Source organism: Bizionia argentinensis JUB59 (assembly GCF_000224335.1).
Classification (GTDB): domain Bacteria; phylum Bacteroidota; class Bacteroidia; order Flavobacteriales; family Flavobacteriaceae; genus Algorimicrobium; species Algorimicrobium argentinense.
The window spans coordinates 1-5,679 of the sequence record NZ_AFXZ01000049.1; the positions used below are offsets into that span (position 1 = coordinate 1).

Here is a 5,679-nt window from a genome sequence, read left to right on the forward strand (position 1 = left end):
AAGTTTATCTAAATAAAAAAACCTCCATTTCAGAGATTTTTTAATGTTATATGAATATCTATATTATTAAATTTTAAATGTAATAACGGGACGTTTTGCATGATTTACTAAATCTTCACTAATACTGCCATTAAAGAAATGTGCAATACCTTGCCTGCCATTTGTGCTAATACCAATTAAATCGGCGCCTATAATATGAGAGAAATTCATAATGCCTTTTTCAACGGTTTCATCATTAAAAATGGATATGGTGTAGTTTTCAAAGGGTGTTCCTTCAATAAAATCTAAAATTCGAGTTTTTGCAGTTGCCGTGGTTACAAAATTATTGGGTGTGTTTACAAACAGTAAATGAATTTTAGCTTCTAATGCTTTAGCTATAGCAACAGCTTGACGGTAAGTTTCTTTATTGTCATTCTTAAAATCGGAAGCAAAGACAAAATCATTGACTATAAACTCGTCATGGTCATTTTTTATAACCAGAACAGGAACTTCAGCGGTACGGACTACTTTTTCTGTGTTTGAACCAATAAATACTTCTTTGAAGCCGCTAGCACCATGAGATCCCATGACAATTAAATCGATTCCATTCTCTTTAGCGGTATTCGTTATACCCGTAAAAGTTTTGTTGAAATCTACTATTTCATGAATTGTTATACCCTTAAGGTGATCCTGATTCATAGTTTTTTTAAACTTTTGGTGTGCCAATTTCATAAAAAACATGGCTTCAGGTAGCTCGCTATATTGACTAAAAGCATCAACTTCATCCAATGGGAGATCAAGCATGTGCAGCAAATAAATTTCGCTGTCATGTTTTTTTGCGAGTTGTGCAGCCACTTTTAAGGCCTGATCTGCTTCTAGGGAAAAATCTGTTGGAACAAGAATTTTTTTCATTTATGATATTTTTCAAGATTGGTTTCAATTCTTAAATTTAAGAATAAAAATTGATATTTCATTAATAATGGTTTTTTAATAAATTATTGTATATTTGCAGCGTAGTAAGAAAAAGAATAAATGAGGGGACCTGAAGTCCCCTCTTTTTATACCAAGTTTTTGTATTAAACTATGTTAAGAAAGATAATAGAAACTTTATTAAATGATGCACTTGAGGAGCGAGAGGATTTATTCCTAATCGATTTCTCCATGGGTGCCGATAATGCCATTTCTGTAATTATTGATGGTGATGAAGGTATAACGGTAGATGATTGTGTTTTTATTAGTCGTGCTATAGAAAATAATATTGATAGAGAAGAACATGATTTTTCGTTAGAAGTTGCTTCGGGAGGAGCATCTGCACCGTTAGTTCATGAAAGACAATACAAAAAACATATTGGTAGAGATTTAGAAATACGAACAAAACAAGAGCAAGTGTCGGGGCAACTTACAGAGGCAACCGATACTTATATTACCTTACAATGGAAGGCGAGAGAGCCAAAACCTATAGGTAAAGGCAAAGTGACAGTTCAGAAAGAGGCTAAAATAGCCTATCAAGATATTGTAGAAGCAAAAGTTATGATAAAATTTTAATTCAAAAGAGATATGGAGAATCTTGCGTTAATTGACTCGTTTTCGGAGTTTAAAGACGATAAATTAATCGACCGTGTAACATTAATGGCGATTTTAGAAGATGTTTTTAGAAACGCACTTAAAAAGAAGTTTGGTGATGATGATAATTTTGATATTATTATAAATCCAGATAAAGGCGATTTAGAAATATGGAGAAATCGTACAGTTGTTGCAGATGGTGAAGTAGAAGAACCAAATCAAGAAATTTCATTATCCGAAGCTCGTAAAATTGAGCCTGATTTTGAAGTTGGTGAAGACGTTTCTGAAGAAGTAAAATTAATAGATTTAGGTCGTCGTTCTATTTTAGCGTTAAGACAGAATTTAATATCAAAAATACACGAACACGATAATACAAATATATATAATCAGTTTAAGGATTTAATAGGTGAAATTTATACCGCTGAGGTGCATCATATCCGACATAGAGCGGTTATTTTATTAGATGATGATGGGAATGAAATTATTCTTCCAAAAGAAAAGCAAATTCCTTCAGATTTCTTTAGAAAAGGTGATAACGTCCGTGGTATTATTGAAAGTGTAGATCTTAAAGGCAATAAACCGTCAATTATTATGTCGAGAACAGCGCCTGTATTTTTAGAGAAACTGTTTGAGCAAGAAATACCAGAGGTTTTTGATGGTTTAATTACGATTAAAAAAGTAGTACGTATTCCTGGTGAAAAAGCAAAAGTAGCGGTCGATTCTTACGATGATAGAATAGATCCAGTTGGTGCTTGTGTAGGGATGAAAGGATCTAGAATTCACAGTATTGTTCGTGAATTAGGAAATGAAAACATTGATGTAATTAACTACACTAGTAACTTACAGTTATATATTACTAGAGCATTAAGTCCTGCGCGTGTAACATCTATAAAAATAGATGAAGAGAATAAACGGGCAGAAGCAATATTAAAACCAGAAGAGGTTAGTAAAGCTATTGGTCGTGGTGGTCACAATATTCGTTTAGCTGGTCAGTTAACTGGTTACGAAATTGATGTATTTAGAGAAGGTGCTGAAGAAGATGTTGAATTATCAGAATTCACAGATGAAATAGAGCCTTGGATTATTAAAGAATTCAGTAAAGTTGGTTTAGATACGGCGAAAAGTATCTTAGAACAAGATATTCAAGACTTGGTAAAGAGAACCGATTTAGAAGAAGAAACAATTAAAGAAATAGTTAGAATTCTTAGAGAAGAATTCGAAGAATAACATATATTAGGTTATATTAAAGGCGATTTATGGCTGAAACAATTAGATTAAATAAAGTATTACGCGAGCTAAACATTTCTTTAGATCGAGCTGTAGAGTATTTAAACTCGAAAGGCATCGAAATAGAGAAACGTCCAACTACAAAAATTTCTAAAGAAACTTTTAATGTGCTCTCTAATGAATTTCAAACAGATGCTAATAAAAAAATGGCATCTCAAGAAGTTAATGAGGCAAAGCAAAAGGAGAAAGAGGTTTTAAGGTTGCAGCGTGAGCGTGAGGTAGAGGCAAAGGAAAAAGAAAAGGCAGAGCGCGAAGCAATAGCTAAAGCTAAAGCAGCTGAAGTTGTTAAAGCGAAGTCTACCCTTTCAGGTCCGAAGCAGGTCGGTAAAATCGATTTGGAAGCCGATAAGAAAACAGTGGATAAACCTAAAGAGGAAGCGCCAGCGCCAACTCCAGAGGTGAAGGCGGAAGAAACGCCTAAATCTGTAGACAAACCCAAAGCAATAGAAGAAAAAGCACCAGAAGCTAAAGCAAAGAAAGAAGACACGCCATCTTCCAAGCCTGCTGATAAGCCAACAGTGAAAACGCCTAAAGCTGAAGACTCTAAAAAAACAGATGCGCCAAAAGTTGAAGACTCGAAAAAAGTTGAAGACGTTAAAAAAGTAGCTCCTAAAGCGGATGAGGGCAAAACAGAATCTCCTAAAACAGAAGAGCCAAAAGCTCCGGAAGGGAAAGAGACCAAAACTGCCGAAGCTGAAGCGCCGAAAGGAGCCGATGAGCCTGTTGAAGAACTTGTGAAAACACAATACTTGAAGCTTTCTGGGCCAAAAATTGCTGGTGAGAAAATTGACTTATCACAGTTTAAAAAGCCGAAGAAAAAAACAGACAATAAAGCTGTAGACCCTAAGAAAAAGCGTCGCCGTATTAGTAAAGCGGGCGCGCCAAGTACGCCGGGTAGTACGCCAGCCAGAGGTGGGAATGACCGATTTAAAGGCAGACCACCTGCTGCAGGTAAAGGACGTCGTACCACGATAGTTAAAGAAGAACCGAGCGAGGAAGATGTACAGAAACAAGTACGTGAAACGCTAGAAAAACTTCAAGGAAAATCCAGTAAAGGAAAAGGTGCTAAATATCGTCGTGATAAACGAGATCAGCATCGTGAAAAAACCGAGAAAGAATTACAAGCCGAAGAGGCTGATAGTAAGATTCTGAAAGTAACGGAGTTTGTTACAGTTAGTGAAGTTGCTACCATGATGGATGTTCAAGTAACACAAATTATTTCGGCATGTATGTCGTTAGGTTTGATGGTTACCATGAACCAACGTTTGGATGCGGAAACCTTATCTATTGTAGCCGACGAGTTTGGTTATGAGGTAGAGTTTATTACTGCGGGAATTGAAGAGTCTATTGAAGTAATTGAAGATAAGCCAGAGGATTTAGTAGAGCGTGCACCAATCGTTACGGTTATGGGGCATGTGGATCACGGAAAAACATCTTTATTAGATAATATTCGTCAGGAAAATGTAATTGCAGGTGAGTCCGGTGGAATTACACAGCATATTGGAGCCTACGGTGTTCAGTTAGAAAGCGGTCAGAAATTGGCGTTCTTGGACACACCAGGTCACGAGGCCTTTACAGCCATGCGTGCTCGTGGAGCTCAAGTTACAGATATCGCTATTATTGTTATTGCAGCGGATGATGACATCATGCCACAAACTAAAGAAGCAATCTCACATGCTCAAGCAGCAGGTGTGCCAATTGTGTTTGCTATTAACAAAATAGATAGACCAACAGCAAATCCTGAAAAGATTAAAGAAGGACTTGCTAATATGAACCTATTAGTTGAAGATTGGGGTGGAAAAATTCAATCTCAAGATATTTCAGCTAAACAAGGAACAGGTGTCAAGGAGTTATTAGAAAAAGTATTGCTAGAAGCTGAATTATTAGAGCTGAAAGCAAATCCAAATAAACGTGCGGTAGGTACAGTTGTTGAGGCATTCCTTGATAAAGGTCGTGGTTATGTATCTACTATATTAGTGCAAGCAGGAACCTTGAAAATTGGCGACTATGTATTGGCTGGTAAAAATAGTGGTAAGATTAAAGCCATGCAAGATGAGCGTGGTCACGAAGTTAAAGAAGCAGGTCCATCAACACCAGTATCTATATTAGGTTTAGATGGAGCGCCACAAGCAGGTGATAAGTTTAATGTATTTGATGATGAACGTGAAGCTAGGCAAATTGCTACGAAACGTACGCAATTACAACGTGAGCAATCTGTACGTACACAACGACATATTACTCTTGATGAAATTGGTCGACGTATAGCTTTAGGAGACTTCCAGGAATTAAATATTATCCTTAAAGGTGATGTGGATGGTTCTGTAGAAGCTTTAACGGATTCGTTCCAGAAATTATCAACTGAAGAAATTCAAATTAATATTATACATAAAGGTGTTGGACCAATTACAGAGAGTGATGTTTTATTAGCCTCGGCTTCCGATGCAATTATTATAGGATTTAATGTTCGACCAATGGGTAATGCTAGAAGCATCGCAGATAAGGAAGAAATTGATATCCGAACGTATTCTATTATTTATGATGCCATTAATGATCTTAAAGACGCTATGGAAGGTATGTTATCTCCAGAGCTTAAAGAGGAGGTTACAGGTACAGCTGAAATTAGAGAAATATTTAAAGTATCTAAAATTGGAAGTATTGCAGGGTGTATGGTATTAACTGGTAAGATTTTTAGAAACTCTAACGTTAGATTAATCCGTGATGGTGTGGTAGTTTACACAGGTCTATTATCCTCATTAAAACGATTCAAAGATGATGCTAAAGAAGTTGCCAAAGGATACGATTGTGGTATGCAAATTAAAAACTACAATGATATTAAAGAAAATGATATTA

Annotated in this window: 4 protein-coding genes; 3 read left to right on the forward strand and 1 reads right to left on the reverse strand. The window is 36.1% G+C overall.

Translation table 11 applies throughout. The annotated features are described in order from the left end of the window. Window positions 1–66 precede the first annotated feature (66 nt). Complete coding sequence (locus tag BZARG_RS12065) at window positions 67–891, reverse strand: universal stress protein (protein ID WP_008638808.1); 825 nt, start codon at window positions 889–891, stop codon at window positions 67–69. Window positions 892–1,062: 171 nt separating this feature from the next. On the opposite strand from BZARG_RS12065, the gene rimP reads away from it, so the two are divergent. The 3 genes from rimP to infB all read left to right on the forward strand — a co-directional run. After that, on the forward strand, window positions 1,063–1,524 hold the full coding sequence (rimP, locus tag BZARG_RS12070) for a ribosome assembly cofactor RimP (RefSeq protein ID WP_008638812.1): 462 nt from the start codon (window positions 1,063–1,065) through the stop codon (window positions 1,522–1,524). 12 nt (window positions 1,525–1,536) lie between these two features. Further along, entirely contained in the window at window positions 1,537–2,769 is a 1,233-nt protein-coding gene (gene nusA, locus BZARG_RS12075) for a transcription termination factor NusA (protein WP_008638810.1), read from the forward strand. A gap of 29 nt (window positions 2,770–2,798) precedes the next feature. Next, window positions 2,799–5,679 (forward strand): translation initiation factor IF-2 (gene infB, locus BZARG_RS12080; protein WP_040288657.1); only part of this gene is annotated, 2,881 nt, incomplete at its 3' end.

Excerpts from the sequence above, each read along its gene's own strand:
- nusA (WP_008638810.1), top strand. The coding sequence starts at position 1,537 with ATGGAGAATCTTGCGTTAATTGACTCGTTTTCGGAGTTTAAAGACGAT.
- BZARG_RS12065 (WP_008638808.1), bottom strand. The coding sequence starts at position 891 with ATGAAAAAAATTCTTGTTCCAACAGATTTTTCCCTAGAAGCAGATCAG.
- rimP (WP_008638812.1), top strand. The coding sequence starts at position 1,063 with ATGTTAAGAAAGATAATAGAAACTTTATTAAATGATGCACTTGAGGAG.